The sequence below is a fragment of the Plesiomonas sp. ZOR0011 genome (assembly GCF_000800945.1).
GTDB classification, from domain to species: Bacteria; Pseudomonadota; Gammaproteobacteria; order Enterobacterales; family CAMTGL01; genus Plesiomonas; species Plesiomonas shigelloides.
In genome coordinates this window covers 1-2,514 of record NZ_JRKB01000036.1, presented here as the reverse complement: position 1 = coordinate 2,514, position 2,514 = coordinate 1, and the positions used below count along the sequence as shown (strand labels likewise).

The 2,514-nt window shown below is 49.1% G+C and carries 2 protein-coding genes and 2 pseudogenes; all 4 read right to left on the bottom strand.

The features are described from left to right. Positions 1-626: pseudogene (locus L975_RS18430) on the bottom strand (protein rep); the annotation flags it as partial. Between the two features lie 95 nt (positions 627-721). Further along, positions 722-1,012, bottom strand: coding sequence for a hypothetical protein (locus L975_RS07030; RefSeq protein WP_047707898.1), 291 nt, complete (start codon positions 1,010-1,012; stop codon positions 722-724). A 430-nt stretch (positions 1,013-1,442) separates the two neighbouring features. After that, a complete protein-coding gene (locus L975_RS07025; protein WP_047707896.1) occupies positions 1,443-1,661 on the bottom strand; it encodes a hypothetical protein in 219 nt (72 codons plus the stop codon). 71 nt (positions 1,662-1,732) lie between these two features. After that, a pseudogene (locus L975_RS18315) lies at positions 1,733-2,514 on the bottom strand (protein rep); the annotation flags it as partial.

The window sequence follows — 2,514 nt, the reverse complement described above, 5'->3', positions numbered from 1 at the left end:
GTAACTTCAAACGCCCTAACATAGCCGTGGATTTCTACATCAGGATGTAATTTGCGAAGTAGGTTTTTAACGGAGTACTTTCCGCTCGACATGCGTTTCAGTGCAGACGCTTGTTTATCAACGAGTTCTTTTAAGTCATCACCCACACCATGAGGAACGGTTAGCGTAACGAAGTACACGAACATACCCTGTTCTGTAGCGGTATCAATCGCTGAGCGAAGCTCCTTGCGGCGTTGCTCGGAAATCTTAGCGGCACACACTGGACACGTCCAAACGCTCCCACAGGTCATTAAGCCGTGATAGAACGCCTTTCCGGTAGTCTTGCCTTTATGAAGGGTTACGTCAGACAGCCCACCCATTAACGAGGGGGCGCGGTAGACCATGCATTTGGATGTTCGGGTATCGGGAAGTAACCGAGACGCGACCGATTTTAATGCCCATCTTGCAGCCCTAGAAAGCTGCTGGGAGTCCTGTGATTCCTCGGGGGAAGAGTTTTTGGTAACTATACCAAGGGGCGCTTCGCGTTCCGCGTTTGTTCGCTGGCTCACAATCCGCGAATCCGCGAATTCACCCTCTGTATTGTCGCACTGACTCTTGCCACGAGATCCCTGATATTCCATAATCATTAGGTACCTGCTAAGTACATGCCCAGCGGTGTCGGGCTCCAACCCTAACCGCACGAAAACTAAACCCCAGCAGCTCCAACTGTTGGGGTTTTCTCTTATTTGCCCTTGGATTCTTCCGAACCTTCGATATTTTCAGGCTCTTGCTCAACCATCGACATCAAAGCGGTTTGAAATGCTGCCATCATTTGGGCCATTGTGTCGGCCTGATTCTGCTGTGCCTTGTACGTAATTTCGTCTTGTGACACAGCCTTGCCAATAGCGTGGTTTATATACGCATTAGGAGTAACCCCTAAATGGTCGCAAACAGCATTCAGTCGCTCCACCATATCAGTGGTCAGCCTGATGCTTCTCATATGCTTGCCTTTACGGTCATTCTCTGAATTCATTTTCACACCATAGCGTTAAGCGAATTATCAAAATAGTATGTTTCGGCCAATAATCGGTCAACACTTATTATTCATCTCTGCGCCATTCCTCCGCTCAGCTCCGCTTCGTCATTTGCGCATCGATGATTAATAAAAGCGCTCAGCAGGGGGCGAGGTGTTTTTGTCGCTCTGCGCGAACGCAGTTCTACGGCGTGTCAGCCTTGGTGATCACGATATATATCGAGCGCGCCTTTCATGCTGCGCATTTTGATTTGTGTATACGGGAATCATATTAAGCCAGCATACACAGAGTGCCCTGTGCTACTGGTTCAGGGTGATCCCCGAAACCCCCAGTCTCAAATTGAGACAAAAGTGCAGATAAAAGAAACCCCCTAGCTAGGGGGTGAAGTTCGGAAGTGACCGCGGAAAACCGCGGTAAAGTTCGAGGTATTTATTGGCTCGGTAATGCACGGATGGTATCCGCCTGGACTAATGCAAAGTGACGTTGTAATTGTTCAGCCAGGACAGAAAGAATTTTGCCGTCTTCGGTATCTTCAAGCAGCGCTGAAAGTTGGCCTACAGCTTCAACGGATGTTTCGAGGCTGCGAATGTTTAAGTAAACAGGGTCTTTCAGTGGGTCGTATTCCAGATTAATATTCGCGATAGTCATGGGCATATCTCCATTATGGTCATGATAGGGGTGCGGCGGGACGGCTATCCTGTCGCACTCTGATTATTTGATCACGTTACGTTTGCTGGGGCAAGAGCCGCAAAGCCATCAGGAACCCTCCCCGACGGAGCGGGGCCCCTCCCGCTGTTTTGCGTCTCATTACTTTCAATCGGACATGTGACACAGCTCAGACTAGACAGATAGGCATTAACCCCCTGCAATCCTGCCAGTTCGGCAATATCCAATAACAACGACTGCACTTTAAGGCGGCGAATGATCTTCCACTGTTCTGGGGTAATGATTGCCAGCAACATGGCGTTTTCATCATCCTGCTTTTCAGCAAGCTGTTCATCGGTCAATTCTTTGGCCAATTCCAGTTTTGCGCGAAGTCCAACACTCCAATGCAGCTGCCGGCGACCTTTAAATACTTCGGCGTATGACTTGAACAATGCCGTGGCTTTCCGAGGTTCGTAATCCACATCGTCACCATCCAGAACGGCACGAAGCAATCCCCACGGGGTAGCCCCTTTACGTTTTGTTTTCTTGGTGTGGGATTTAGTCATTTCGTCTTCAAGTCCCCACTTGCTCGCATACTTGGCGGCTTCAGCACCATTTTGCACAGTACAGCCATGCTCATATGATGGCGCAGGTAATTCAGCCAGACGGCAAGCTCTAGCCCATGAAGCGCGATAAACGTCTTGAATGATGTGCTGGCGTGCTTTGCTGTTGGTGAAGACAAGAATATGAAAATGAGGATGCCAGCCATTGAGGCCATGAGTAACTTCAAACGCCCTAACATAGCCGTGGATTTCTACATCAGGATGTAATTTGCGAAGTAGGTTTTTAACGGAGT

Bases quoted from the DNA above. Each gene is read 5' to 3' on its own strand.
- L975_RS07030 (WP_047707898.1), bottom strand. From the start codon at position 1,012: ATGAATTCAGAGAATGACCGTAAAGGCAAGCATATGAGAAGCATCAGG.
- L975_RS07025 (WP_047707896.1), bottom strand. From the start codon at position 1,661: ATGACTATCGCGAATATTAATCTGGAATACGACCCACTGAAAGACCCT.